We start from the raw sequence: 24,970 nt of genomic DNA, 5'->3' as shown, positions 1-24,970 counted from the left end.
GAGCAGGAGTGAAATCGTGTCACCTGTGACTGACGCACCGAATGCCACCGCGGCGCCCAAGGCCGATGACGCAGCGAGCCTCGCCGCGATCACCCAGGAGGAGATCTTCGCGGGTCACCTCGGCGGAAAGCTGTCGGTCGAGCTCAGCGCCCCCCTCGAGACCCAGCGTGATCTTTCGATCGCCTACACCCCCGGTGTCGCCCAGGTCAGCCGCGCGATCGCCGAGGACCCCGCGCTCACCAAGCGCTACACCTGGACCGACCGGCTCGTGGTCGTGGTCAGCGACGGCACCGCCGTGCTCGGCCTCGGTGACATCGGCCCGCGCGCCTCGCTGCCCGTGATGGAGGGCAAGGCCGCGCTGTTCAAGAAGTTCGCGGGTCTGAACTCGATCCCGCTGGTGCTCGACACCACCGATCCCGACGAGATCGTCCAGACACTGATTCACCTGCGCCCGAGCTTCGGCGCGGTGAACCTGGAAGACATCTCCGCCCCCCGCTGCTTCGAGATCGAGCGTCGTGTCATCGAGGCACTCGACTGCCCGGTCATGCACGACGACCAGCACGGCACCGCCATCGTGGTGCTCGCCGCCCTCAAGGGCGCGGCCGCGGTGCAGGGCCGTGACATGTCCGCGCTCAAGGTCGTCGTCTCGGGTGCCGGTGCGGCCGGTGTGGCCTGCGCGAACATCCTGCTCGCCGCCGGTGTCCCCGACGTGGTCGTGCTCGACTCCAAGGGCATCGTCAGCGCCGGTCGCGACGGTCTCAACGGGGTGAAGGCCGACCTGGCCGCACGCTCCAACCCGCGTGGTCTCACCGGTGGTCCGGCCGACGCGCTGGCCGGTGCCGATGTGTTCCTCGGCCTGTCCGCCGGCACCATCCCTGAGGAGCTCATCGCCTCGATGGCCCCCGAGGCGATCGTGTTCGCGATGTCCAACCCGGACCCGGAGATCCACCCCGACGTGGCCGCCAAGTACGTGGCGATCGTGGCGACGGGTCGCAGCGACTTCCCGAACCAGATCAACAATGTCCTCGCCTTCCCCGGTGTGTTCAAGGGTGCGCTCGATGCCGGTGCCCGCCGCATCACCGAGGGCATGAAGGTGGCCGCCGCGGATGCGATCTTCGGTGTCGTCGCCGACGAGCTCGCGGTCGACAAGATCATCCCGAGCCCGCTCGATCCGCGCGTCGCCCCGGCCGTTGCCGAGGCCGTCGCGGAAGCCGCGCGCGCCGAGGGCGTCGCCTGATTTCTGCTGACAAGCGCCCCCGTTCCCACCGGAGCGGGGGCGCTTTCCTGTCGTCTGGGATCATCGAACGATGACCGCGATCACCGTGCAGCTCCCCGACGAGGTCTACGAGCAGTTGGCCGCCGGAGCCGAGGCCGAGGGCGTGTCGGTGAACGTGGCGATGGTGCTGGCCGCGCAGGAGTGGATCCAGGCGCAGGCGCATCGTGCGCGTGAGCGGGCCAGAATGCGGGAGGTCCTGGCGGACGACCCGCACCTGCGCGCATTACTCGGCGACGACTGAGGCTGCGGGTCCGGGGGCAGCGGAGCGCGTGACCCGGCCCGACCCCGGCGCGCTGGCCCAGACCGCCACCGCGAGCAGCCCGTCGAGCACCAGCGCCAACACCGCCACCAGCAGCGCGCCGACCAGCACCAGGTCGTACCGGTAGAGGCCGATCCCGTCGAAGATGTAGCGGCCGAGCCCACCCAGGTTGACGTAGGCGGCGATGGTCGCGGTGGCGACGACTTGCAAAGTGGCGCTACGCAACCCGCCGAGCAGCACCGGCATCGCATTGGGCACCTCGACCCGGAACAGGATCTGGCTCTCCGTCATCCCCATCGCCCGTGAGGCGTCAACGACGTCGGCCTGCACGTTCGCGATGCCCGCGTACGCACCCGCCAGTAGCGGGGGAACGCCGACGGTGATCAGCGCCAGCAGGGGCGGGATCAGCCCGAGGCCCAGTCCGAGTACCAGAAAGGTGAGCAGACCCAGCGTCGGCAGTGCCCGCATGGCATTGGCGAAACCGACCATCACCGCGCTGCCACGGCGGGTGTGCCCGATGAGCAACCCCAGCGGCACCGCGACCACCGCCGACAAGGCCACCGCGAGGAAGCTGTACCACAGGTGTTGCAGCAGGCGATGTTCGATGCCGGTGGGTCCGCCCCAGTTCGCGCCATCGCTCAGATAGTTCCAGGCTTCGACGAAAAGATTCACGAGCGCGCCCCTTTCACGCGCGAATCGGCGCGGGTCCACGGCGTGGCGAGGGTGCCGAGCAGGAAGACCAGCCGGTCGAAGATCAGCGCCAGCACCAGGGTGACGATGATGCCCGCGACGATCTGGTCGGGGTAATCCCGCTGATAGCCCTGCGTGAACAGCTTCCCGAGCCCGCCCACTCCGATCAGCGCACCCACCGACACCATCGCGATATTGGTGACCACCACCACGCGCAGCGAGGCGGTGAAAACCGGGAGCGCCAAAGGCATATCGACCGTGACGGTGCGCCGGAATCGTCCGAACCCGATCGCGTCGGCGGCGTCGATCACGCTGGCAGGCACCGTATCGAGCGCCATCGGCACCGCGATCAGCAGCAGCGCCGCCGAGTACACGGTGAGCGCGATGATCACATTGAGCGGGTCGATCATCGAGATGCCGATCAGCGGCGGGATGATCACGAACAGGGCAAGCGAGGGGATCGTGAACGCCAGGCTCGACGCGGTGGTGACGATTCTTCTGGCCCAGCGGTTTTCGCGGATCAGTGCGCCGACCGGGACCGCGATCACCAGGCCGAGCACCAGGGGCACCAGCGCCAGCACCAGATGTGTGCGGGTGATCGCCATGATGTCGGCGAAATTGTCGATCAGATATCTCACGACGTGCCCTTGGCGAAGAACTCCTGGTTGCGTTCGGCGTCCTCGGCTTCGCGTTGTTCGGCGAGTTGGGTGAGGACATCGGTGGCGAGCAGGCCGCCGAGCACCGTACCCGCGTCGTCGACGGCCACGCCGATACCCGACGGTGACGAGATGGCCGCGTCCAGCGCCTGGCGGAGGTCACCGCCCGGGGTGAACAGCGAACCACCGGCGGAAACGCTGGAGTCCAAGGGTTTTCCGGCGCGTACTCGTTCCACACCGGTCACGTCGATCCAGCCGCCCGGCTTGCCGAGGGCATCGACGAGGAGCGCCCACTCGCCCTGGGCGAGCCGCAGGTCGGCGATCTCGTCCGGTTCGATCGTCCGAATCGGTGCCAGCGCAACAGCTTCGGCGCTGCGGAACGACAGCCCCCGATAGCCACGATCCCGGCCGACGAACCCGGCGACGAAATCCGTTGTGGGCTGGGCCAAGACGTGTTCGGGTGTGTCGAACTGCTGTAGCACCCCGCCGCGCCCGAACACCGCGATCTTGTCGCCGAGGGTGATCGCCTCGTCGATATCGTGGGTGACGAACACGATCGTCTTGTGCAGCTCCGCCTGCAGTCGCTGCATCTCCGACTGCAGTTCCGCCCGCACCACCGGGTCGACGGCGCTGAACGGTTCGTCCATCAGCAGCACCGGAGGGTCGGCGGCCAGCGCCCGCGCCACCCCGACGCGCTGCTGCTGGCCGCCGGACAGTTGCGCCGGATACCGCTCGGCCAGACCGCGATCGAGGCCAACCCGGTCCAGCACGTCCAGCGCGGCCGCGCGGGCGGCCCTGCGCGATTGCCCGAGCAGCATCGGCACGGTCGCCACATTGTCGATCACCTTGCGGTTGGGCAGCAGCCCGCCGCTCTGGATCACATAGCCGATACCGAGGCGCAGTTTCACCGGATCGACCGTCGCGATGTCGCGTCCGTCGACGGTGATGGTGCCCGCGGTGGGGTCGACCATGCGATTGATCATGCGCATCGAGGTGGTCTTGCCGCAGCCCGACGGCCCGACGAAGACGGTGAACGAACCCGAGTCGATGTGCAGGTTCAGGTCGCGTACCGCGTGTGTGCCGTTCGGATAGGTCTTGTCGATGCCGCGAAAGACGATGTCGGACAACGGGGCTCCTAGCCGATGGGGGAGTTCAACCCTTGTGCGGTGATCCAGGCGAGCGCGGCGGCCTTCGGTTCGATCTTGCTGTCACCCGAGACGGCCGTGTTCAGCGAGATCAGTTCGGTGGTGGTCAGTTTGGCCGACACCGCGTCGAGCACCGCGACGGCCTTGTCCGTCTTCTTGGCGGCGTTGAACAGTGGCACCACGTTCTGGGCCGCGAAGTTGTGCTTCGGATCCGCGAGCACCACGAGGTCGTTCTGGGCGATCGCCTGCGAGGTGGTGAAGATATCGGCCGCGTTCACCTGGCCGTCGACCAGCGCGCGCACCGTTGCCGGGCCACCGCCGTCGGCGATCGGCACGAAATTGGCGTCGGTGATGTCGAGTCCGTAGGTCTTCTTCAAACCCGGCAGCCCGCCTGGGCGCTGCGCGAATTCGGCCATCCCGCCGAACTTCACCTCGGCCGAGTGCGGCGCGAGATCCTCGATGGACTTCAGGCCCCACTTGTCGGCCGTCGCGCGGGTGACGACCACCGCGTCGGAGTCCTCGCCGGGCGCGGGCGTCGCGATGGCCAGGTCCTCGCCGAGTGCCTTGGTGAGTGCGGCGTTCACCTCGGGTGCCGCGGTCGCGGTGGCGTCTTTGTCGAGGTATTGCAGCAGGTTGCCGGTGTATTCCGGGATCAGCGAGATCGCGCACTGGCGCAGCGCGGGAATGTAGGCCTCGCGCGAGCCGATGTCGAACTTGGTGTCCACCTTGAAGCCGTTGATCCGCAGCACCTCGGTGTAGATGTTGGCGACGGTCTCGGATTCGGGGAAGTTGGCCGACCCGATGATCAACGCGTCGCTGGTGCAATCGCCCTTGGCGGCAAGCGGATCGCTGTTGCCGCACGCGGCGACGATCATGGCGGCGGCCAGCGCCACCGCGGCAGCCAGCACCCGGCCCGCCCGCACCGCGAGGCGGCGTGCCGGTCGACGTTGTCCTGGTGATGAGGAGGCGAAGGCGGTTTTCACTGGTGTCCTTCCGGCAAAGGCGGGCAGTGCGCTGTGCGTGCGACCCGGGGGCCACAGGTACATTCTGGTAGTTCATACTGCCCGCCGTCGGGCCGAATTGCGCGGGTTGACGGCAAATACAGAAAGTTGGTGTCGCCGGATGCACTCGGTCGCCGTGCGTCGAACCGCCGCCGCGATCCTGGCCGTCACCTGCGCTTTCAGCACCCTTTCCTGCGCTTCCGACGAGGCCGGTCCGGTGATCGCGGTCGGTGCGGATTCGTCGGCGGAATCGGTTCTGCTCGCCGAGATCTATTCCCAAGCCCTTGACCGCGTGGGCGTCGACTCCACCGTCGTCACCGGCTTGACCACCCCCCTCGCCGATCTCGACGCGGCCCGCATCGCCGTCCTGCCCGCCCGCAACGGCGCCCTGCTCGACCGCTGGAACCCGACCTCTCCCGCACGCAAACCGGGCGAGGTCGCCGCCGCGGTCAATGCCGCGCTCCCACCGGGTCTTTCGGTGACCGATGCGGCAGAGGGCACCGACCTGCGCCCCCGCGACGCCCTCCCCGACCCCGACTACACCCTCCGCGCCCAGAACATCCTTGCCCTCTACCGCACCGGCATCTTCGACCGTCAGCAGCTGAAAAAGCTCAACTACGTCGCCGGCGAACTCACCACCGAGGATCTGATCGAGTCGATCAACAAGATCGAAACCGGCACCCACCCCGCCGACGCAGCCCGATCCTGGCTGGACGCCCACGGGCTGTAGCGCGGGACGTCGGACCACTCGGCCTGCGCCGGCCGATCCGCCTCCGAGCGGCTCGGGCTAGGCTGAACCGGCAGAAGGCGTGTGGTGTCGATGCTTGGGGGGAATAGCCTTGCGGACGAGAGTATTTCGGTGCGTTTCGGTTCTCGTGCTACTGATGTTGACCACGGTCGACGTCGTAGCACACGCCGAACCTGAGCCGCCGCACCAGGACCCGGTGCTCGTGACCCTGCCGGAACCATCCGGTGCCGAGCCGATCGGTGTGGTGGATCTGCACATGGTGGATACCTCGCGGCCCGATCCGTACAAGCCGGCCGTGCCGCGCGAATTCATGGCCAGCATCTGGTATCCCGCTGCCGACGTGACCCGAACGCCCGTGCGGCCATGGATGTCTCCCAGCCTCACCCGGATCTATGCCGACAGCATTGCTCAGATCGGGGCAGCATCGACGCAGCGATTGACGTTGGCGCCCAGCCACGGCCACCTCGGCGCGCCCGCGGAGATCTCTCGTGGACCTCGCCCCATCATTGTGTTCTCGCCGGGTATGGGCATGCCGCGTGAGCTGAGTACCGCGCACGTCGAAGACCTTGCCAGCCACGGTTTCATCGTGGTCACCCTGAGTCATACGTACGAGTCGGTTGCGACGGAATTCCCCGACGGGCGGATCGAACCCAGCGTGCTGCCGTCGACCATCGATCCCGGCGAAGTCGAGGCTCAGGGCGCGATCGCGATGGCGGCGCGGGTGGCCGACACACGATTTGTGCTCGACAAGCTCGTCGACATCACCGCGGGGAACAACCCGGACGCCGGTCAGCAGCCGCTGCCCGCGAACCTGGCCCGAGTGCTCGACGTGTCGAAGATCGGGATGTTCGGCCATTCCCTCGGCGGCGCCACCGCGGCCCAGGCGATGCACGACGACCGCCGGATCGCCGCGGCAGTCGATCTCGACGGCCGCCTCTGGGGCTCGGCCGTCACCAACGGGCTGGACCGCCCCTTCATGCTCATCAGCGGCGAAGGTCACGACCGCGACGACGTGCCGAGCTGGGAACAGTTCTGGGCCACCAGCCGCGGACCGAAGCTGCATTTCCAGCTCGGCGACGCACAACATATGTCGTTCTGCGACATCCAGCTGATGGCCGCTCCCCTGATCACCGCGGGCCTCATCCCCGCCGCTGCCGCGGCACAGGCGGTCGGCACCATCGATCCGCTCGCGTCGCTCGATGTGCAACGCGACTATCTGCGCAGCTTCTTCGATACGACGCTGGGCCGATACGCCGATCTCGCCGAGCTGCCGGCCACCCTGCTGCACCCGGACATGGTCCTGGTCCCGTAGGCCGATGACAGCCACGCCCGGCCGAGCGCACACTCCCGCTCGCGGTAGTTCTCGGGCGGCGTGAAGTAGATCCAGCGAGTACGCATTCCCAAGGACGGGGTAAGCGGTCTGTTACGGCCTTGCCAGGCTATGTCCCAATCCGTATATTCCTACTGGAATATTTGGTCTGGAACATGAAGCTGAGTGGAGGTGGCCTGGGTGGGGCAGGTCGGGCGGAATGCGATGACGCCGTTGGCTATCGCGGTGCTCGCGTTGCTGGACGAGCGGCCGATGCATCCGTATGAGATGTATCAACTGCTGATTGCCCGGCGCGAGGATCTGCTGGTCAAGGTGCGGCCGGGCTCGCTGTATCACGTGGTGGCGCGGCTGGCCGATGGTGAGATGGTGGCCGCGGAGGGGATCGGGCGGGCGGGGAATCGGCCCGAGCGGACCACCTATCGGATCACCGATTCCGGGCGTACCGCGCTGCGGGAGCGGATCGCGGAGTTACTGCGCATGCCCGTGCAGGAGTATCCGATCTTCCGGGTGGCGCTGTCCGAGGCGCACACCCTCCCGCAAGAGCAGGTTGTCGCGTTGCTCGATGAGCGCGTGGAGCACCTGAGTCAGTCGCGGACCGAACTGGACGAACTGCTCGGCTGGACGCGCAGCCGTGCGGTCCCGCGTCGCTATTACGTTGTCCTGGAATACATTCGCGCCACCGTCCACGCCGAACTCACCTGGATCCAGGATTTCGCCGCGGAACTCGGCAACGGTGCCGTGCCGTGGGAACAGTTCGACCCCGAGACCGGCGAACGCATCAGTCTGAATCCTTCTCCCGATGGGAACCAATTCGATGACCTCCCAACGTAATCCGTGGCTAGCGCTCTTCGCCCTGGTGGTCGGGTTCTTCATGATCCTGCTGGATATGACGATCGTCGCGGTCGCCAATCCGGCCATCATGACCGAACTCCACACCGACATCTCCAACGTCATCTGGGTCACGAGCGCCTACCTGCTCACCTACGCGGTGCCGCTGCTGGTCACCGGTCGCCTCGGTGACAAGTTCGGGCCGAAGAACATCTATCTGATCGGCCTCGCGATCTTCACCGCCGCCTCGCTCTGGTGCGGTCTGTCGGGCAGCATCGGCATGCTGATCGCCGCCCGCGCGGCCCAGGGCATCGGTGCCGCGCTGATGACGCCGCAGACGATGGCCGTGATCACCCGCACCTTCGCGCCGGACAAGCGGGGCGCCGCGATGGGTCTGTGGGGCGGTGTCGCCGGGCTGGCGACGCTGGTCGGTCCCATCCTCGGCGGTGTGCTGGTCGACAACCTCGGCTGGGAGTGGATCTTCTTCGTCAATGTGCCGGTCGGCATCATCGCGTTCGGGCTGGCCGTGTGGCTGGTGCCCGCGCTGCCGACCAACGACCACAAGTTCGACATCGTCGGGGTGATCCTGAGCGGAATCGGCATGCTGGCACTGGTTTTCGGTATCCAGGAAGGCAATTCGCAGGATTGGTCGTTGCGGATCTGGCTGTTGATCGGCTTCGGTGTGGTGATGCTGGTGGTGTTCGTGATCAACCAGGCGCGCAACACCGGCGAACCGTTGCTGCCGCTGAGTCTGTTCCGCGACCGCAACTTCGCCCTGTCGAACCTGGCGATCGCCGCGATGGGCGCCGCGGTCACCTCGATGATGGTGCCGTCGTACTTCTACCTGCAGTCGGTGCGGGAGATGTCGCCGACCATGTCGGCGCTCGTCTTCGCGCCGATGGCGATCATCACCGGTTTCACCGCGCCGTTCATCGGCAAGGTATCGGACCGCTTGCCACCACGGCTGCTGCCGACCATCGGTTTCGTGCTGTTCGCCGGCTCGGTGGCGTCCTTCGGTGTGCTCATGACCCCGGACTCGTCGATCATCTGGTTCCTGATCGCCGCAGGCGTCGGCGGCCTCGCCAGCTCGTGCATCTGGGCCCCGCTCGCCTCTACCGCCACCCACAACCTGCCGGTCGTTCAGGCAGGCGCGGGCGCAGGCGTCTACAACACCACCCGCCAGGTCGGCGCGGTCCTCGGCAGTGCCGCGATCAGTGCCCTGATCGCCGCCCGCCTCACCGCCAACGGCCTCGGCGGCGGTGGGCCGGTCGGCGAGGGCACGGCCACCGGCCCGCTCCCACCCCAGGTCCTCGACGAATTCAGCACCTCACTGGCCCAGTCGATGATCCTGCCCGCCGCCATCCTCCTGATCGGTGTAGTCGCCTCGGCCCTGTTCGTCGGCCATCGGGAAGTCCGCGGGCAAGGCTCCCACGCTGGAGAAAGCGGACGCCTCGGTCTGATCGTGAAATTTCAATCTGCCAGCGCTAGAACTCGACGATCTGGAGTCTCTTGACGATGTCGGAAACGGTCAGATCGTCGTCATCAGTCCACAATCGCTGGAACAGATCGTTCGCTTCGGTGGCCGTACAGCCGGGGCGTTTGCTATGGCAACTCAGCATCAGGCGAGCGGCGACCCAGGCGGTTCGCTTGTTCCCGCGGAGAAATGGTCGCGTTCGCACAATCGCGTGAATCAGTGCAGCGGCCTTCTCTTCGATGGTGGGGTAGGCCTCGGAACCTGACATAGTCAGATGAGGTCGGTCTGCGGCAGAAGCGACCAAACCAGGATCGCGCACTTCCGCACGCCCATCCAGCACCGTCGCATTGACTCGAAGGAGAACCTCCGGCGTCACTCGTCACCCAACTGCGCGAGCAGGTCGGCGTCCTCGAGCATGATCTGCTGCACCGAGACGCGTGCCCGTGCGCGGTGAACCTGCGCATCGACCCATGCCTGCGCAGCCTGGACGATCGCTGAATTCACCGAGATATGGTCGGCTTCGGCTGCTGCTGTGATCCCCGAGTGTAGTTGGTCCGGGAGTCGCACACTGATCGTCGTCATACCGGAATGATACCAGCGGTGATGGTTTCGGGCCTGACCTTGCGATCAGCTGACCTGGATGGTGAGGGTGGGGTAGCCGGTGGCGCCGTCGGGGACGACGTCCTGGGAGACGGCGGTTTGGGGGCCGGTGGGGTCGAGGGTGCGGGCGCGCAGGGTGTGCTGGCCCGGGGTGGCGTCCCAGTCGTAGGTCCATTGGCGCCAGGTGTCGATGGTGACCTCGGTGGACAGGCGGGCGGGGCGCCAGTCGCCGTTGTCGATCTGGACTTCGACGCCGGTGACGCCGCGATGTTGGGCCCAGGCCACACCGGCGATCACGGTGCGGCCCTGGGGGATTCGGCCGCGGGCGCGTGGAGTGTCGATGCGGGTGCCGGTCTTGATCGGGCCCTGCGCCGACCAGCCGCGGCGGGTCCAATAGGCGGTGGCCCTGTCGAAGCGGGTGACCTCGAGTTCGGTGACCCATTTGGTGGCGGAGACGTAGCCGTAGAGACCGGGGACGACGAGGCGGGCGGGATAGCCGTGCTGCACCGGGAGGGGCTCGCCGTTCATGCCGATGGCGAGCAGCGCGTCGCGACCGTCGGTGAGGACCGACAGCGGCGAGCCCGCGGTCCAGCCGTCCTTGCTGTGCGACAGCACCATATCAGCGTCGGGGAGCGGGCGGGCCTGCGCGAGGAGCTCGTCGAGGCGGTAGCCGAGCCACCGGGCGTTGCCGATGAGGTCGCCGTTGATCGGGTTGGACACACAGGCCAGGGTGACAAGGCGCTCGACCGGCGTCCGGCGAAGCAGATCGTCCCAGGTGAGCGTGATTTCCTGTTCGACCATGCCGTGGATGCGCAGGGACCAGGAGTCTGTGGACACCTGGGGAACGATCAGCGCGGTGTCGATACGGTAGAAATCGCTGTTCGGGGTGATGTAGGAGGTCAGCCCCGGTACGCGCAGATCGGCGTCCGGCGCGAGGCCTGGCAAAGGGGTTGCGGGCCTGGGCAATTCGACCGTCGCCCGCTCGGCGGTCACGTCACTGCGTGCCCCGCCCAGCAATCGCCCTGCCAGCCCGGCGCCGATAGCCGATACCCCGGTGGCCGCGATCCCGCCGAGGACTCGACGGCGCCCGGCCTTCGCGGCGAGGCTCTCGGCAGCAGTCGAACTGCCCTCGATGCCGCGGTCCTGCGCCGGGGTATCGCCGGACGCTGCCGCTGCGGGCTGCTGACCAGAGGCCGCGTCGATCCGGCGCGTGAGCCCTCGCAACGCGAGAATCCCAGCGGCAGTGCCGATCAGCGCGGGGAGTGCCCCGAAGAACCCGCCGATCCGCCCGGCGCCGATGACAGCGGCGATCACGCCGAAAACCGCGAACGTGACCGACCCGATCGGCTGAGTCCTGCGCTCGCACCCTCCAGCGACCCCCGCGACAATCGCCGCGACCACCCCCATGCACGCGAACAGCACGGCCTTGTCATTGGTCCCGAAGGTCGAAATCGCCCATTCCCGAATCCCATCGGGCGTGTGGTCGATAACCGTCGCCCCGAGCGCGTACGCCGGCGCACCACCCGCCCCGGTGAACACCGCGACCAACTCCGCCACACCGAGCACCAGTGCGGCGGCCACGATCCCGGCCACCACCCGCAAGAACGCCATGCACAGAGCGTACGTCGCGGCCGGATCAGCGGCGGTGACCGATTTGTGACGGCCGAACACCTGTCACCGGAGGCCCATGAAAACTACACTGCGTAGTAGAAGTGATCCCGCTCGGCAGGAGAACCCGATGACCGAGACAACACCCGACTCCACACTGCGCGCCACCACGGCGGTCTTCGCCGTCGCACTCCTGGTCCACGGCGCCGACCACCTACGCCGCGGCATGGACGCGACCTCAGCCCTCGTCAACGCCCTCGGCACCCTGCAACTGCTCTTCGCGCTACTCACCGTGTTCCTGGTGTTGCGCCGCCACCAGGAGGCCGCACGCGCCGCGGTGTTCGTCGGCTTCGCCAGCGCCGTCGGCTTCACGATCGTGCACTTGCTCCCGGATTGGTTCGGCCCACTCAGCGACAGCTTCGTCAATGCACCGGCGAGCTCAGGGGTCACCGGATTCTCCTGGTTCGCAGCGTTATTCGAGATCGCCGCCGACCTCGCGATCGCCGTCGCGGGCTTGCGAGTACTGCGATCGAGGCGGGTGAGCGTGGCGTGAAAGCGCAGTGCCGATGCGCGACCGCCGTTTCGGCAGCGGCACAGCAGTGCGGCCTACCTCGGCAATGACGCGCCCACCAGCGGCGCGCCATCGGCACCGAAGGCGTCGGTGAACGGTCGCGGTCGGTAGTCTGCGCGGAATGACAGCACGTTCCTTCTCGCGATTCGTGTCTGCAGTCTTCTTGGCAGCCGCGATTCCCCTGGTATCGCCCACCCATTCCGCTACCGCCGCGCCCTGTTCCGATATCGAGGTGGTGTTCGCTCGCGGGACCGCCGAGCCGGGCGGCGAACTAGGCCTGACCGGTATCTCCTTCGTCGAAGCGCTGCGCGCGAACGCCGGTGGACGCTCGGTCGGCTCCTACGGCGTCGACTACCCGGCCGGCAGCAACTTCGCCGACCGGCTCGCCTTCGCGCACTCCGTCGTGCAGGGCATCAGCGATGCCCAGCGTCGGGTCGAGTACATCGCGGCGAACTGCCCCGGTTCCCGGATCGTCCTCGGCGGGTATTCCCAGGGTGCGGCGCTGGCCGGGTTCGCGACCGGTGTCGGTGTGCCAGAGGGTGTGCCGCCGGAGTACGAGATGTACCTGCCCGAGCCGATGGCGCCCGAGATCGCCGAGCATGTCGCGGCGGTCGCGCTGTTCGGCAAACCCTCGGATCGGTTCATGCGCGACGCGGACGCGCCCGCGATCTCCATCGGCGCGCTCTACAAGAACAAGACCATCGACCTGTGTGTCCCCTCGGACAACATCTGCGACGGTTCCCCCCTCGCCCAACCCAATGCCCTGCACACCCTCTACGGCATCAATGGAATGACCCTCACCGCTGCACAATTCGCGGTGCGACGACTCTGATCGCAGACAGCGCAAGGCCGGTCGCGAAGGCGCGACCGGCCTTGCGCGTTCTCAGGGGTGTTCCTTGTGCCGCTGGTAGTACCGGGCGACCCTGGCTCGGTTGCCGCAGCGGGCGGGAGAGCACCATTGGCGGCGCGGGTGGGTGGCGACGAACAGGAGCACGCAGTCGTCGGCGGCGCATCGGCGGAGTTTGCGCAGTGCCGGATCCGCGAGTAGCTCGGCGGCGGCTTCGGCGAGGGCGGCGGCGGCCCTGGCCCCGGCCGGCCCGGTGCGGTGGCGGACGGTCGTTATCTCGGTACCGGTCCAGGCCGGGCGCAGGATCGCGGGGGCCGCGTTCTGGGCTGCGATAAGTCCGCGCAGGGCGGATTCGGGTGGTCGGCGGCCGTGGCGCAGAGCGTCGATAGCGGCCGCGGTGTGCTCGCGAACGGCGCGGATCGCGCGCAGGTCGGCGGGACTGGGGGCGGCGACGGCCAGGTCGGGGTCGCGGGAGGCCTGGATGGTCAGCCAGTCCTCGAGAAGCGCGGGGCTGGCGAGCAGATCCGCGCCGAGCGGACGGGTGTTGACCAGGTCCACCGCCAGCGGTTCGCCGATAAGCGGAGTCGATGCGGTCATCATGTAATGCTACATCGCCCTGTTGACGCATTAGTCATGGCGCGGTATGACTAATGCATCAACTACGGATGAAAGCATGTGAAGATGAGCGAAGTGCCCCGTATCGAATACCGCACCGTCGACATCGACGGGGTAGACGTCTTCTATCGGCAGTCCGTGCCGACCGCGCCCGACGCTCCGGTTCTGCTTCTGCTGCACGGGTTTCCGACAGCCTCACACCAGTTCCGCACCCTGATGCATACGCTCGGCGACCGCTACCGGCTGATCGCCCCCGACTATCCCGGGTTCGGATACACCAGTGCGCCAGATGATTTCGACTACACCTTCGATGGGCTCGCCGACACGATCGCGGCTTTCGTCGAGCGAATCGGCCTGCGTCGCTTCGCGATGTACCTGTTCGACTTCGGTGGGCCCGTCGGTTTGCGGATCGCCGACCGCATGCCCGACCGGATCACCGGGCTGGTGATACAGAACGCCAACGCCTACGAGGCCGGATTGTCCGACGGCGCACGCGAATTCACCGCCCTGAGCCCGGACGACGAAGGCGCCGAAGACACGATCCGCGGCCTGCTCACGCTGGAAGGCACGCGCAGCCAATACGAGCACGGCGTGCCGGACCCCGCCGTGCTCTCACCCGAGGGCTGGACTCTGGACCAGCACTTCCTCGACCTGCCCGGCCGCAAACAAGCGCAGGTCTCGCTGGCCTTCGACTACAAGTCCAATGTCGAGGCGTACCCGGCCTGGCAGGCATGGTTGCGCAAGTACACACCGCCGGCGCTGATCGTTTGGGGCGCCGACGACCCGTTCTTCCCCGCACCTGGCGCCCACGCCTACCTCGCCGACCTCCCGGCGGCCGAGGTGCACCTGTTCGGCACCGGCCACTTCGCTCTCGAAACCCACCTGCCCGAGATCGCCCCGCTGGTGGCGCACTTCCTCGACCGACTCGAGCCCTGAACAGCCGAAAGGCCGGTTGCGGCAACGCAACCGGCCTTTCGAGGGTGGGGACTAGGAGTAGATCTTGTCTACTTCGCCCGCGTACTGCTTCATGACGACGGCGCGCTTGAGCGACATCTTCGGGGTGAGCTCACCGGTCTCCTGGGTCCAATCGACCGGCAGGATACGGATCTTCTTGATCGCCTCGGCCTTGGAGACCTTCTTGTTGGTCTCGTCGATCGCGGCCTGCACCTCGGCGACCAGCGCCGGGTTCTCGATCAGGGTCTCGATCGCGGTGTCGGCGGCCACGCCGTTGCGATCCTTCCAGCCCGGCAGGGCTTCCGGATCCAGGGTGATCAGCGCGCCGATGAACGGCTGGCCGTCACCGACGACCATGACCTGGCTGATCAGCGGGTGCGCGCGCAGGGAATCCTCGAGGATCGCGGGGGAGACGTTCTTGCCGCCCGCGGTGACCAGGATTTCCTTCTTGCGGCCGGTGATGGTGATGAAGCCGTCAGCGTCGATGGCGCCGAGGTCGCCGGTCTTGAACCAGCCGTCCTCGAACGACTCGCCGGTGGCCTCGGCGTTGCCCCAGTAGCCGTCGAACACGACCGAACCCTTGAGCAGCAGTTCGCCGTCCTCGGCGATCTTGGCGGCATGCCCCTGGATCGGGCGACCGACCGAACCCACCCGGATGTGCTGGGCGGTGTTCACGCTGAACGCGGCGGTGGTCTCGGTCAGGCCGTAGCCCTCGTAGATCGTCACGCCCGCACCACGGAAGAAGTGGCCCAGACGCGCGCCCAGCGGGCCGCCACCGGAGACAGCGGCCAGGCACTGGCCACCGAGGGCCGCGCGCAGCTTGCTGAAGACCAGCTTGTCGAAGACGAAGTGCTTGACCTTGAGCAGCAGGTCGGGGCCGCCGGGGGTCTCGAGCGCCGTGCTGTAGGCGATGGCGGTCTCCGCGGCGGCGTCGAAGATCTTGCCCTTGCCGCCGTCGTGCGCCTTCTGCTTGGCGGAGTTGAACACCTTCTCGAACACGCGCGGCACCGAAAGGATGAAGTCGGGCTTGAAGTCGCCGAACTGCTCGACCAGCGTGGTCCAGTCCGAGCTGTGGCGGATGATCACCTTGGAATCGAAGGCGATCAGCGCCACCGCGCGGGCGAACACGTGCGCCAGCGGCAGGAACAGCAGGGTCTTCTGACCCGGCTTCACGAACGCCGACAGTTCGATGCCGCCCGAGCGCGACTCGGCCCACAGGTTGGCGTGGGTGAGCTGCACGCCCTTGGGCTTGCCGGTGGTGCCCGAGGTGTAGATCAGGGTGGCGGGCGAGGCCGCGCCGACCTGCTTGCGACGCTCGTGCACGGCCTCGTCGCCGAGATCGGCACCGCGCTTGGTGAGCTCGTCGATCGCGCCCTTGTCGATCTGGATCGTCTCGGCGAGCGCGGGCAGCGAACCGGCCTCGATCTCGTCGATCGTGGCGCGGTGCTTGTCGTTCTCGACGACCAGCAGCTTGGTCTCGGAATCCTGCAGGATCCACTTGGCCTGCTCGGCGGCCGAGCTGTCGTAGATCGCGACGGTGACGCCACCGGCGGCCCAGATCGCGAAGTCGAGCAGCGTCCACTCGTAGCGGGTGGCCGCCATGATCGCGACGCGGTCGCCCAGCTCGATGCCTGCGGCGATCAGGCCCTTGGCCACGCCGAGGACGGCCTTCTCGAACTGTGCCGCCGTGACGTCATTCCAGCCGCCGCTGCCGTTCGGGACGTTGAACAAGACCGTGTTCGGCGTCTCCTGCGCGAAGCGGAAGACGTTGTCGGAATTGTTCGCATCGTCCGGGATGGTGTAGGAAGCCGGAACTTCGAACTCTCGCATCTGTGCCCTTCCAGTGGGTTCTACTCGCCAGTAATCTACGACACGTTCGGCCCGGTTGCGATATCGCCGCCCGAATTGCCCGTCACCAGGCTTTATCGTAAATCGTTGATCGATACCGGCTGTATTGCTTCTCGCAGGAATTCTGCGAGTTCGCTGAGTGCCATCGCTGCCTCGGTGACCAGCGCGGCTTGCAGTTGCGCGACGTGCCAGAGGCCGCGGGTTTCGGTGAACCGGACGTGGACGCCCGCTCCACGCAGGGCTGAGACGAGCTTGCAACACTGGTCGTGCAGGAGTTCGCTCACGTCGACCTGCACGTAGGTGGGTGGCAGGCCGATCAGGTCTCCCGAGAGCGGGGCGTAACCCACTTCGGTTGCGGCGGCGTCGCCGAGGTAGTAGGCGGCACACGCCTGTGACCACGCCCGGTTGATCACCAGATCGCGGTCCTTGCTCGGCACCTCGGTGGGATCGACCCACGGGGCGATGAGGCCGAGCGCGGCGGGCGTCATCTGATGCCGTTGGATCAGTCGCTGAGCCAGTGCCATCGCCAGGCCGCCGCCCGCCGAGTCACCGGCCAGGCAGATCTGATCGGGCCGGTAGCCGACGTTGCCGACCAGGTCGAGGAACGCTGCTTCGGCGTCGTCGAGCCCGGCCGGGAACGGGTGCTCCGGCGCCAGTCGGTAGTCCAGCGAGTACACCGCGCACGCGGTCTCGCGCGCGAGACCGGCCACCAGCGAACGGTGTGTGGCGATCGAACCGACCACGTAACCGCCGCCGTGTAGGTACAAGATCGCGCCCGCGGCACGTTCGGGTGGCACCGCCCGGGTACGCGAACCCGGAATGGGGGTTTCGGCGATCACCCGCTCGGCGGGGCGCCCACCCAGCTGCAGGTGCTGCACGACGGAACCGTCGGGCACCAACTGCAGCCGGGAGACGGTGTCGAGCAGCACCCGCTGCACCGCGACCGGTAGCCGCGCGTTCAGCGTCACCCGGAACACCGGGTCGAGCAGCGTGCGGGCGATCGGCAGCGGAATCTTGAACTCGCGCATGGAGTTTCCTGGTCTGTCAGTTCGGCATGAAGCGGCCGTTGACCACGGCCGAGATTCGGTTGTAGCCGGAGGCGAGGAAACGCACGCTCACGTCGAGCAGCTTGGCCTCCCAGCCGATCAGCACGCGCGCCTGGCCCTTGCGCACACCTTCGGTGATGGTCTGCGCGGCCATCTCCGGGCTGTGAATCGCCAGGTACTTGTCGAACAGGGTGGCGGCATTGGCGCCATCCATGCCCTCGGCGTAGGTGGCATTGCGGGCGACCGCGGTCTTGATGCCGCCGGGGTGCACGCAGGTGACCTTGACGGGCGCCTTGGCGACCTTCATCTCCTGGTACAGCGCCTCGGTGAAGCCGCGCACCGCGAACTTGGCCGAGTTGTAGGCCGCCTGGCCGGGCACGGTGACCAGGCCGAACAGGCTGGAGACGTTGATGACGTGGCCGTCGCCGGACTCGATCAGCATCGGCAGGAACGCCTTGGTGCCGTTGACGACGCCCCAGAAGTCCACATCCATGATGCGTTCGATGTCTTTGAACTCGGTCTTGATCACGTCACCGTGGTAGGCGATGCCCGCGTTGTTGTAGATCTGGTGCACGACGCCGAAATGCGCCTTCACCTGATCGGCGTAGAGCAGGAACGACTCGCGCTCGGCCACATTGAGCCGGTCGGACTTGACCTGCGCGCCCAGCTTCTCGCAGGAGGCGACGGTCTGGGCAAGGCCCTCGGCGTCGATGTCGGAGAGCGCGAGCTTGGCGCCACGCGCGGCCAGGTTCTCGGCCAGCGCGCGCCCGATGCCGGAGCCTGCTCCGGTGATCACGCATACCTTGTTCGTGAAGTAAGCATCTTTGCTCACTGTGCTGCCACCACTTCCCTGTCGGCGTCTGCGGTTGTCGTAGTGTAGGCATCGGCATCGAAATACCGTGTGAGCCTACGGAATTCGAAGGTGAAGTCCGGCCACAACGTGGTGTTGTTGCCGTGCTTGTCCAGGTACCAGCTGGCGCAGCCGCCAGTGTTCCAGACGGTCTTGCCCAACTTTTCCTGCAGGTCGGCGTTGTAGGCGTGCTGCACGTCTTCGCGCACCTCGACCGTGCGCAGACCCTGCTTGTCGATCGTCGCCAGCGCGTCGCTGACGTAATTGATCTGCGATTCGATCATGTACACCATCGAGGTGTGGCCGAGGCCGACATTCGGGCCGACCAGGAAGAACATGTTGGGGAAGTTCGCGATGGCCGAGCCCTTGTAGGCCTGCTGGCCGATCTGGTCGAACACCTCGGTCAGCGTGCGCCCGTCGCGCCCGACGATCGAGTTGTAGGTCGGGGAGTCGGTGACGTGGAAGCCGGTGGCCACGATCAGCGCGTCGATCTCGCGCTCGGTGCCGTCCTTGGTCACGATGGAACCCGCCTTCACTTCGGCGATACCGTCGGTGACCACGTCGACATTGTCGCGATCGAGCGCGGGGTAGTAGTCGTTGGAGATCAGCATGCGCTTGCAGCCGATCCGGTAGTTCGGGGTGACCTTCTTGCGCAGCTCGCTGTCGCGGATCTCGATCTGCAGCTTGGCGCGTGAGATGGCCTCGAAGGCCTTCATCAGGGCCGGGAAGCGGGTCAGGCCGACGACCTGGGTCTCGCGCGCGGCGTAGATGGCCGCGCGGGACAGACGCTGCACGACGGGCAGGTGCTTGAACGCCAGCCGTTCGGGCAGCAGATACGGGCGGTCCATGCGCGGCAGCAACCAGGGCGCGGTGCGCTGGTAGACGTCGAGCGTGGCGACCTTGCTCGCGATGGCGGGCACGATCTGGATCGAGGAGGCGCCGGTGCCGATCACCGCGACGCGCTTACCGGTGAGATCGGCGTCGTGGTTCCAGCGGGCGGAGTGGAAGATCTCGCCCTCGAAACCGTTGATGCCCTTGATGTCCGGCAGCGACGGCTCACACAGCGCGCCGACCGCGGAGACCACGGTGTCAGCGGTGAACTCGCCCTTGGTGGTGCGGATGTCCCACTGCGCGGTCGCCTCGTTCCAGCGGACGCTCTGGACGTCGCAGTCGAAGACGTGGCGGTCGAGCACGTCGTAACGCTCGGCGACGCTCTTGATGTAGGACTGGATCTCGCCCTGCTTGGAGAACGACCGGGTCCAGTCCGGGTTCGGGGCGAACGAGTAGGAGTACAGGTGCGAAGGCACGTCGCAGGCGGCACCGGGATAGGTGTTGTCGCGCCAGGTGCCGCCGACTTCGCTGCCGCGCTCGAGCACGAGGAAATCCTCGCGACCCTGCTGACGCAGGCGAATGGCCAGGCCGAGGCCTGCGAACCCGCTGCCGACGATGACCGTCGTGACGTGGCGGGCGCCTGCTCCGGGTTCGACAACTTTGTCTGTAACCTTGCGACTCATGTAATGCAGAATACGGTCTTATTGAGCCGTAGTCAACAGCTATTGAACCGTATTCAGTAGTGGCTAGGATGGCTGATGTGAGTACCAGGAGCGTGGGAGAGACCAAGCGTGTGCGGCTCAGTCCCGAGGAGCGTCGGCTGCAGCTGATCACCCTCGGCGCCGAGATGCTGGTCGACCGATCACTCGAGGAGATCTCGGTCGACGACATCGCCAAGCAGGCGGGCATTTCGCGCGGGCTGCTGTTCCACTACTTCGCGTCCAAGCAGGAGTTCCACGAGGCGATCGCCCGGCATGTGAGCACCGAGTTCTTCGTCGCGATCATGCCCAACCGTGAGTTGTCGCTGTTCGACATGCTGCGCGACTCGATCGAACGCTACGTCGACTACGTCTGTGAACACTCCGCGCCCTACCGCTCGGTGCTGCGCGGGCCCGCTAGCGTCACCCCGGACGTGGCCGGACAGGTCAACGAAACCCGCGGCGCCATCGCCGATCTCATCATCGGCGAACTGCCGCTGCCGCCCGAGGGTGCCGAACTGGCGCGGCTCACCTTGGCCATTCGTGGCTGGATCGCGTTTGTCGAGGAGACCATCCTCACCTGGATCGTCGAGAAGCCGATCAGCCGCGAGCAGTTGGTCGACTTGTTGGTCGAGTCCTTGCCCGCGCTGGCATTGAGTCCGGCGTTGATCGCGGCACTGCAGGGCTGAATTCTCCGAATCGCTTGCCCTTTCCGGCCTATTCGGACTTCGGGCGGGCGCGCAGGTGTGCGCGCTCGCCCTGCTTGCCGAACAGGCTGAGGAATTCGACGGATTGTTCGTCGGCGGCGCCGAACCAGTGCGGGACATGGGTGTCGAATTCGGCGGCCTCGCCGGGGTTCATGATGATGTCGTTGTCACCGAGGATCAGGCGCAGGCGACCGTTGAGCACGTAGAGCCACTCGTAACCCTCGTGCACCTGCGGCGTCTGAGGCCGATCGCGGGCGCCGGGGGCGATGATCATCTTGAAGGCCTGGATGCCGCCCGCGCGTTTGGTGAGCGGGAGCATGGTCATGCCGTGTCGGCTGACCGGGCGCAGGTGGATGCGTGGGTCGCCGGTGGGCGGGGCGTCGACGAGCTCGTCGAGGGTGACGCCGTGCGCCTTGGCCAGGGGGAGCAGGAGTTCCAGGGTGGGTTTGCGGTCGCCGGATTCCAGGCGGGACAGGGTGCTCACCGAGATGCCGGTTTCCTGGGAGAGGTCGGTGAGGGTGGTCTGGCGCTGTTTGCGCAGGGCGCGCAGGCGAGGGCCGACCGAGTCGAGGGTCTGATCGAGGTCGTCCATGCTCTCCAGTTTGCCATGTCGGCAAAGAAGGTTGCCAGTATTCGGCGCTGGAATGCATGGTGGAGCTCGAAGGAGGTCGAGATGACACAGCTGAACGATTCATACGACGTGGTGGTGCTCGGTGGTGGAGCCGCTGGGCTGAACGCGGCACTGATGCTGGCGCGTTCGCGGCGCTCGGTCGCCGTGATCGACGCGGGGGCGCCGCGTAACGCGCCTGCTCAGGGCGTCCACGGACTGCTCGGGCGCGAGGGGATGTCGCCGTTGGAGCTGCTCGAACTCGGCCGCGCCGAGGTGCGTGGGTACGGCGGGCACGTCGTGTCGGGTCAGGTTGTCGCGGTGGGGCGTGCGGCTGATTCATCGGATATCGATGAATTCGCGGTGACCCTCGCCGACGGTCGCACGGTGGCCGCTCAGCGGATTCTCGTGGCCACCGGCCTCGCGGACGAACTCCCCGATGTTCCCGGCCTGCGCGAACACTGGGGTCACGACGTCTTGCATTGCCCCTACTGCCACGGCTGGGAAGTGCGCGATCAGCGCATCGCCGTGCTGGCGAGTGGACCGATGTCGGTGCATCAGGCGTTGCTGTTCAGCCAGCTCAGCGACGATATCGTGTTCCTGACGCACACGGCTGCGCCGCTGAGCGAAGAAGATGCGGAAAAGCTTGTGGCGCGGGGTATTCGGATCATCGAAGGCAAGGTCGTCGAGGTTCTCGGCGCCGACCGCCTGACCGGTGTCCAGCTCGCCGACGGCACGATCATCGAACGCGACGCCCTGGTCGTGGCACCCCGCATGAACACGCGCGCCACCTTCCTTACCGACCTCGGCCTCACGCCCGAGCCGCACCCGTCCGGCGCGGGCGACCACATCCCCGCTGATCCCGTCGGCCGGACCGCGGTGCCCGGCGTCTGGATCGCGGGCAACGCCACCGACCCGTCTGCCCAGGTCGGCGCGGCCGCGGCCGCCGGCGCAATGGCCGGTGCGCAGATCAACGCGGAACTGGTGATGGCCGAAACCGCCGCGGCGGTGGCCGTACGTCGCGCCGATGCCGACCTGGCCGAATCGGCGTCGGCGTAAGCCGATCGACCCTCGGTTCGATCTGGCGCGAAGGGCCCCGCCGAACGTCTCGGCGGGGCCCTTCGCGACGGACTCAGTTATCGGTGGCCGGGCACACCGTGCTGCTGAACGGGCACGGCTTGAACAGCTCCTCGATGAGCATGACCAGGGTGCCACTGCCACTGGTCGCATCGGCGCTGCCGGTCTCGGCGACCGGCGCGGCTGCTGTCGGCGCGGCCATCGCGGTAGCCGGAGCCATGGCCCCCAGCGCCACAATCGCCATACCGGCCATGACAAATTTCCCGATCGACACGCTGTCTCCCAAATCTCGAAAAGTGTTGCCGCAGAGTCGGCGAGAAGAATGATTCCCTGTGAAACGACCGACCGGTAGCCCTGAAAACCGGGGCTGTCGATCAGTTCGGGGTCAGGGTTTCCTCCTGGTCGGCAGTGGGTGCGTCGTCCGCCGGGGGTCGTGGTCGAGTGCGATAGCCTTGCGCGTCATCGATGGCCGTGGTCAGCAGGGCGCGGGCCTTGTCCGGCGAGAGCTGGCCGATGGTGACGTGCAGGGCGAGGCCGTCGAGTAGGGCGAGCAGGGATTCGGCGGCGGCGGTCGGGTCGGGGTGGTCGGGGAGCATGCCTGCGACGTGGTCGCGGAAGCCGAGGCCGTTCATTTTCAGGGTTTCGGCGATCTGGGGGCGGACTGTGGCGAAGGCCAGGTAACCGATCAGGATGCGGGCGTCGGCGGCCGATTCGGGGTCGGTGGGGAGCAGCGTGGTGAGGATCTGGCGCAGATCGGGGTCGGGGCCCGCCGCGGAGATCCGCGTGGCGATCCGGTCGGCGATGGTGGTGGTCGCGAACTCCATCATCGCCTCCTTGCTGGGGAAATAATGCTGCACCTGGCCCGCGGAGACTCCTGCCTCGGCGGCGACGTGGCGCAGGCTGATCGACTCCAGGCCGTCGCGGGCGAGCAGGCGCATCACCGCATCGCTGATCGTCGCGCGTCGAGAACTGTGATCCACCCGCTTCGGCATGGGCCAATCTTTTCACAATGCACTTGTATTGCCGCACTTCGCCCCTTTACAATGCGAGTGTATTGAAAAGGAGGGTCCCATGCGCCCGATCAGCCGGCTCGCACGGTCTTTCGTTCGTCTGGAAACCGACATCTGGGTGAGCCTCGCGCGGGCCGTCAGCCGCAGGCCGGACACCGAAGGCGGCACGCCGATTCGGTACGCGGGCGCGGAGTCGGCTGTCATCTGGGCGTTCATCGTGGTCAGCGCCGTGGAGATCCCGGCGGTTCACCTACTGATTCCGTGGCCCGCGGCGCGGTTTGTCGCGCTGGGACTCGGGGTCTGGGGATTGCTGTGGATGGTTGGCATGCTGGCCGCGCACCACATGTATCCCCATGTGCTCACCGATGAACTCCTGCGGGTCCGCTACCTGCGCCGGGTCGCCCTCGACCTCCCGCTGGCCGGCATCCGCGCCGTCCGCAACGATCTACGCGCCTACGACGGCGCGAAGTCCTTGCAGCTCACCGGCCCCGGCGAGACAACGCTCGCTGTCATCGTCGGCAGCTCGACCAATATCCGCGTCGACTTGATCGAACCGCAGACCTTCCACACCCCGCACGGCGACTTCACGGCGAGCACCGTCGCATTCTGGGCCGATGATCCGAAGGCCGCGGTCGCATCGATCCGCGCCGCATTTTCGCCCGATTCGGGGCTGGCCAGTCAGAAAACTGACTGAGCGGAGACGAAAATGCCGGAGGTTCACGGCCGGTCAGGGAGCGGCGTCCGCCGGAAACTGCGGACGACCTCGATGTAGCCCAGTGGCGGCCAGGTGTTATTCGGGTGTTGCGAAGGATTCGAGGCCGGTTACGCGGAGTAGGTCGAGGGCGGTGGCGGTCGGGGTGTTGGGGGCCGCGGAGTAGATGATGACGGTCTGGTCGGTGTCGGGGACGTGCATGGCGTCGCAGTCGAGGGTGAGGGCGCCGAGGTCGGGGTGGGCGATGGTTTTGGTGAGGCTGTGCATGACGCTGGAGCGGCCCGCCTGCCAGTGCTCCTCGAATTCGGTACTGCCGGTGCGAAGTTCGGTGAGCAGGCGGGTCAGGCCGGGGTCATCGGGGTAGGTGGCTTTGACCGCGCGCAGGCAGCCGACGCAGGCGGCCGCGTTGCTGTCGGCCTCCTCGGGTGTCATGACGATGCGGCCCATACCGCTGCCGAGGAAGCGCTGCCACATGATGTTGCGCTGGGTCACGGGGATCGCGGAGAAATCACCGAGCAGGGCCGCCGACAAGGGATTCCAGGCGAGGACATCGGATTTGGCGGAGAGCACCAGCACGGGCAGATCGGCCAGGCGATCCAGCAGGCGCAGCACGCTGGGGCGGATCAGCATCGGAATCCGCCCGGCCTGCGGTGGTTCCGACCCGGCGAGTCGATAGACGAGATCGCGATCGACATCGGTGAGCCGCAGCGCCCTGGTGAGCGCGCCGAGCACCTGCTCGGACGGTTTGGGTCCGCGACCCTGCTCCAGCCGCACGACGTAGTCGACGCTGACACCGGCCAGGTTCGCCACTTCCTCGCGCCGCAACCCGGGTACCTGCCTGCGTGACCCGCTCGGCAGGCCCGCGTCGGCGGGGGTCAGCCGAGAACGCGCGGTGCGCAAAACCGTCGCCAATTCCGCTCTGTCCACCTCTCCCATGGTGCCGCAGGACCCGAGCGCGGGGGTGGTACCGCCGGTCCTATGC

Annotated in this window: 28 protein-coding genes; 12 read left to right on the top strand and 16 right to left on the bottom strand. The window is 67.1% G+C overall.

Annotated elements, in window-relative coordinates; all coding sequences use genetic code 11:
• Positions 1-16: 16 nt before the first annotated feature.
• Complete coding sequence (locus ACQHI0_RS22860; RefSeq protein ID WP_427903878.1) at positions 17-1,237, top strand: NAD(P)-dependent malic enzyme; 1,221 nt, start codon at positions 17-19, stop codon at positions 1,235-1,237.
• 70 nt (positions 1,238-1,307) lie between these two features.
• Entirely contained in the window at positions 1,308-1,517 is a 210-nt protein-coding gene (locus ACQHI0_RS22855) for a ribbon-helix-helix domain-containing protein (RefSeq protein ID WP_427903877.1), read from the top strand.
• On the opposite strand, the gene ACQHI0_RS22850 is transcribed toward ACQHI0_RS22855, so the two are convergent.
• From ACQHI0_RS22850 to ACQHI0_RS22835, 4 genes are read right to left on the bottom strand one after another with little or no spacing between them, the layout of a single operon-like run.
• Positions 1,500-2,207 (bottom strand): ABC transporter permease, encoded by a 708-nt coding sequence (locus ACQHI0_RS22850; protein WP_427903876.1) that lies wholly within the window; start codon positions 2,205-2,207, stop codon positions 1,500-1,502. The genes ACQHI0_RS22855 and ACQHI0_RS22850 overlap by 18 nt on opposite strands.
• Complete coding sequence (locus ACQHI0_RS22845; protein ID WP_427903875.1) at positions 2,204-2,863, bottom strand: ABC transporter permease; 660 nt, start codon at positions 2,861-2,863, stop codon at positions 2,204-2,206. Before ACQHI0_RS22845 ends, ACQHI0_RS22850 begins: the two co-directional genes overlap by 4 nt.
• Positions 2,860-4,008: an ABC transporter ATP-binding protein gene (locus ACQHI0_RS22840; RefSeq protein WP_427903874.1), complete on the bottom strand. Its 1,149-nt coding sequence runs from the start codon at positions 4,006-4,008 to the stop codon at positions 2,860-2,862. Before ACQHI0_RS22840 ends, ACQHI0_RS22845 begins: the two co-directional genes overlap by 4 nt.
• 8 nt (positions 4,009-4,016) lie before the next feature.
• On the bottom strand, positions 4,017-4,901 hold the full coding sequence (locus ACQHI0_RS22835) for an ABC transporter substrate-binding protein (RefSeq protein WP_427909267.1): 885 nt from the start codon (positions 4,899-4,901) through the stop codon (positions 4,017-4,019).
• A gap of 247 nt (positions 4,902-5,148) precedes the next feature.
• On the opposite strand from ACQHI0_RS22835, the gene ACQHI0_RS22830 reads away from it, so the two are divergent.
• The 4 genes from ACQHI0_RS22830 (at position 5,149) to ACQHI0_RS22815 (ending at position 9,446) form a co-directional block, all read left to right on the top strand.
• Positions 5,149-5,757, top strand: coding sequence for a hypothetical protein (locus tag ACQHI0_RS22830; protein ID WP_427903873.1), 609 nt, complete (start codon positions 5,149-5,151; stop codon positions 5,755-5,757).
• Positions 5,758-5,911: 154 nt separating this feature from the next.
• A complete protein-coding gene (locus ACQHI0_RS22825) occupies positions 5,912-7,087 on the top strand; it encodes an alpha/beta hydrolase family protein (protein ID WP_427903872.1) in 1,176 nt (391 codons plus the stop codon).
• 222 nt (positions 7,088-7,309) lie between these two features.
• Positions 7,310-7,936 carry a PadR family transcriptional regulator gene (locus tag ACQHI0_RS22820; protein ID WP_427903871.1) on the top strand — a complete coding sequence of 209 codons (627 nt, stop codon included), beginning with the start codon at positions 7,310-7,312 and terminating at the stop codon, positions 7,934-7,936.
• Entirely contained in the window at positions 7,920-9,446 is a 1,527-nt protein-coding gene (locus tag ACQHI0_RS22815; RefSeq protein ID WP_427909266.1) for a DHA2 family efflux MFS transporter permease subunit, read from the top strand. The genes ACQHI0_RS22820 and ACQHI0_RS22815 overlap by 17 nt, the downstream gene beginning before the upstream one ends.
• On the opposite strand, the gene ACQHI0_RS22810 is transcribed toward ACQHI0_RS22815, so the two are convergent.
• The 3 genes from ACQHI0_RS22810 to ACQHI0_RS22800 are packed head-to-tail and all read right to left on the bottom strand — an operon-like array spanning position 9,418 to position 11,618.
• Positions 9,418-9,783, bottom strand: a complete 366-nt coding sequence (locus ACQHI0_RS22810; RefSeq protein WP_427903870.1) for a type II toxin-antitoxin system death-on-curing family toxin — start codon at positions 9,781-9,783, stop codon at positions 9,418-9,420. The two genes, ACQHI0_RS22815 and ACQHI0_RS22810, sit on opposite strands and share 29 nt — an antisense overlap.
• Positions 9,780-9,989: a toxin-antitoxin system HicB family antitoxin gene (locus ACQHI0_RS22805; protein WP_427903869.1), complete on the bottom strand. Its 210-nt coding sequence runs from the start codon at positions 9,987-9,989 to the stop codon at positions 9,780-9,782. The genes ACQHI0_RS22810 and ACQHI0_RS22805 overlap by 4 nt, the downstream gene beginning before the upstream one ends.
• 45 nt (positions 9,990-10,034) lie before the next feature.
• Positions 10,035-11,618 (bottom strand): molybdopterin-dependent oxidoreductase, encoded by a 1,584-nt coding sequence (locus ACQHI0_RS22800; protein ID WP_427903868.1) that lies wholly within the window; start codon positions 11,616-11,618, stop codon positions 10,035-10,037.
• A 127-nt stretch (positions 11,619-11,745) separates the two neighbouring features.
• Between ACQHI0_RS22800 and ACQHI0_RS22795 the strand changes: the two genes are divergently transcribed.
• Together ACQHI0_RS22795 and ACQHI0_RS22790 are read left to right on the top strand one after the other, a co-directional pair.
• Positions 11,746-12,168, top strand: coding sequence for a hypothetical protein (locus ACQHI0_RS22795; RefSeq protein ID WP_427903867.1), 423 nt, complete (start codon positions 11,746-11,748; stop codon positions 12,166-12,168).
• Positions 12,169-12,307: 139 nt separating this feature from the next.
• Positions 12,308-13,018, top strand: coding sequence for a cutinase family protein (locus tag ACQHI0_RS22790; RefSeq protein WP_427903866.1), 711 nt, complete (start codon positions 12,308-12,310; stop codon positions 13,016-13,018).
• A gap of 51 nt (positions 13,019-13,069) precedes the next feature.
• Here ACQHI0_RS22790 and ACQHI0_RS22785 read toward each other — a convergent pair whose 3' ends face one another.
• On the bottom strand, positions 13,070-13,630 hold the full coding sequence (locus tag ACQHI0_RS22785) for a CGNR zinc finger domain-containing protein (protein WP_427903865.1): 561 nt from the start codon (positions 13,628-13,630) through the stop codon (positions 13,070-13,072).
• Between the two features lie 84 nt (positions 13,631-13,714).
• On the opposite strand from ACQHI0_RS22785, the gene ACQHI0_RS22780 reads away from it, so the two are divergent.
• On the top strand, positions 13,715-14,584 hold the full coding sequence (locus ACQHI0_RS22780; RefSeq protein WP_427903864.1) for an alpha/beta fold hydrolase: 870 nt from the start codon (positions 13,715-13,717) through the stop codon (positions 14,582-14,584).
• Between the two features lie 51 nt (positions 14,585-14,635).
• On the opposite strand, the gene ACQHI0_RS22775 is transcribed toward ACQHI0_RS22780, so the two are convergent.
• The 4 genes from ACQHI0_RS22775 to ACQHI0_RS22760 all read right to left on the bottom strand — a co-directional run bounded on the left by ACQHI0_RS22775 (position 14,636) and on the right by ACQHI0_RS22760 (position 19,860).
• A complete protein-coding gene (locus tag ACQHI0_RS22775) occupies positions 14,636-16,432 on the bottom strand; it encodes an AMP-dependent synthetase/ligase (protein ID WP_427903863.1) in 1,797 nt (598 codons plus the stop codon).
• Between the two features lie 92 nt (positions 16,433-16,524).
• Positions 16,525-17,478 (bottom strand): alpha/beta hydrolase, encoded by a 954-nt coding sequence (locus tag ACQHI0_RS22770; RefSeq protein ID WP_427903862.1) that lies wholly within the window; start codon positions 17,476-17,478, stop codon positions 16,525-16,527.
• A gap of 16 nt (positions 17,479-17,494) precedes the next feature.
• Positions 17,495-18,328, bottom strand: a complete 834-nt coding sequence (locus ACQHI0_RS22765) for an SDR family NAD(P)-dependent oxidoreductase (protein ID WP_427903861.1) — start codon at positions 18,326-18,328, stop codon at positions 17,495-17,497.
• Positions 18,325-19,860, bottom strand: a complete 1,536-nt coding sequence (locus tag ACQHI0_RS22760) for a flavin-containing monooxygenase (protein WP_427903860.1) — start codon at positions 19,858-19,860, stop codon at positions 18,325-18,327. The genes ACQHI0_RS22765 and ACQHI0_RS22760 overlap by 4 nt, the downstream gene beginning before the upstream one ends.
• A gap of 68 nt (positions 19,861-19,928) precedes the next feature.
• Here ACQHI0_RS22760 and ACQHI0_RS22755 point away from each other — a divergent pair, with 68 nt between their 5' ends.
• Entirely contained in the window at positions 19,929-20,564 is a 636-nt protein-coding gene (locus tag ACQHI0_RS22755; protein WP_427903859.1) for a TetR/AcrR family transcriptional regulator, read from the top strand.
• A gap of 28 nt (positions 20,565-20,592) precedes the next feature.
• Here ACQHI0_RS22755 and ACQHI0_RS22750 read toward each other — a convergent pair whose 3' ends face one another.
• Positions 20,593-21,174: a helix-turn-helix domain-containing protein gene (locus ACQHI0_RS22750; RefSeq protein ID WP_427903858.1), complete on the bottom strand. Its 582-nt coding sequence runs from the start codon at positions 21,172-21,174 to the stop codon at positions 20,593-20,595.
• Between the two features lie 81 nt (positions 21,175-21,255).
• Between ACQHI0_RS22750 and ACQHI0_RS22745 the strand changes: the two genes are divergently transcribed.
• Positions 21,256-22,248, top strand: coding sequence for an NAD(P)/FAD-dependent oxidoreductase (locus tag ACQHI0_RS22745; RefSeq protein ID WP_427903857.1), 993 nt, complete (start codon positions 21,256-21,258; stop codon positions 22,246-22,248).
• Between the two features lie 73 nt (positions 22,249-22,321).
• On the opposite strand, the gene ACQHI0_RS22740 is transcribed toward ACQHI0_RS22745, so the two are convergent.
• Positions 22,322-22,540: a hypothetical protein gene (locus ACQHI0_RS22740; protein WP_427903856.1), complete on the bottom strand. Its 219-nt coding sequence runs from the start codon at positions 22,538-22,540 to the stop codon at positions 22,322-22,324.
• Between the two features lie 100 nt (positions 22,541-22,640).
• The gene (locus tag ACQHI0_RS22735; RefSeq protein ID WP_427903855.1) at positions 22,641-23,258 is read right to left on the bottom strand and encodes a TetR/AcrR family transcriptional regulator; all 618 of its coding nucleotides are present in this window, start codon (positions 23,256-23,258) and stop codon (positions 22,641-22,643) included.
• A gap of 79 nt (positions 23,259-23,337) precedes the next feature.
• Between ACQHI0_RS22735 and ACQHI0_RS22730 the strand changes: the two genes are divergently transcribed.
• Complete coding sequence (locus ACQHI0_RS22730; protein WP_427903854.1) at positions 23,338-23,970, top strand: hypothetical protein; 633 nt, start codon at positions 23,338-23,340, stop codon at positions 23,968-23,970.
• A gap of 96 nt (positions 23,971-24,066) precedes the next feature.
• On the opposite strand, the gene ACQHI0_RS22725 is transcribed toward ACQHI0_RS22730, so the two are convergent.
• On the bottom strand, positions 24,067-24,915 hold the full coding sequence (locus ACQHI0_RS22725) for a helix-turn-helix transcriptional regulator (RefSeq protein WP_427903853.1): 849 nt from the start codon (positions 24,913-24,915) through the stop codon (positions 24,067-24,069).
• Positions 24,916-24,970: the final 55 nt, after the last annotated feature.

Source organism: Nocardia sp. FBN12 (assembly GCF_050320175.1).
Taxonomy (GTDB): Bacteria; Actinomycetota; Actinomycetes; order Mycobacteriales; family Mycobacteriaceae; genus Nocardia.
This window is presented reverse-complemented; position numbering and strand designations above follow the sequence as displayed.